Annotated in this window: 1 protein-coding gene; it reads right to left on the bottom strand. The window is 31.3% G+C overall.

What is annotated here, in order from left to right; translation table 11 throughout:
* Window positions 1-102 precede the first annotated feature (102 nt).
* Window positions 103-273 carry a hypothetical protein gene (locus tag C1E99_RS15050; RefSeq protein WP_193441822.1) on the bottom strand — a complete coding sequence of 57 codons (171 nt, stop codon included), beginning with the start codon at window positions 271-273 and terminating at the stop codon, window positions 103-105.
* Between the last annotated feature and the right edge of the window lie 72 nt (window positions 274-345).

Genomic DNA, 345 nt, shown 5'->3' with positions numbered 1-345 from the left:
GAAACTTTTTTTATTTTCTTTTTTAGTGTTGTGTCTCGGATTTGACAACTCATTTATTCTATCATCTTCAACTTGCTTTGTCAACACTTTTTTGAAACTTTTTTATTTTCTTTCTTGTGTTTTCTCGGCTTGTTTTGACAACTCATTTATTTTATCATTACCACGAGGGATTGTCAACACTTTTTTTGATTTTTTTGGCTCTATAATTTCTGTAGTGGGTAAATCCACTGTAGAGATTATGGAGCCTTTTTGAGTATATACAAAAAGTCCCATATGACCTATAATGAAAAGCAACCACACTCACATTAGAAAGACTCATATGGAACAACTTTATCATACCACAGA

It is taken from the genome of Streptococcus suis, assembly GCF_002964045.1.
GTDB lineage: Bacteria > Bacillota > Bacilli > Lactobacillales > Streptococcaceae > Streptococcus > Streptococcus suis_U.
Note: the sequence above shows the minus strand (reverse complement) of the source record. Positions and strands in the feature narration are given on the sequence as shown.

Coding starts and splice junctions, on each gene's coding strand:
- C1E99_RS15050 (WP_193441822.1), bottom strand. CDS start 273: ATGGGACTTTTTGTATATACTCAAAAAGGCTCCATAATCTCTACAGTG.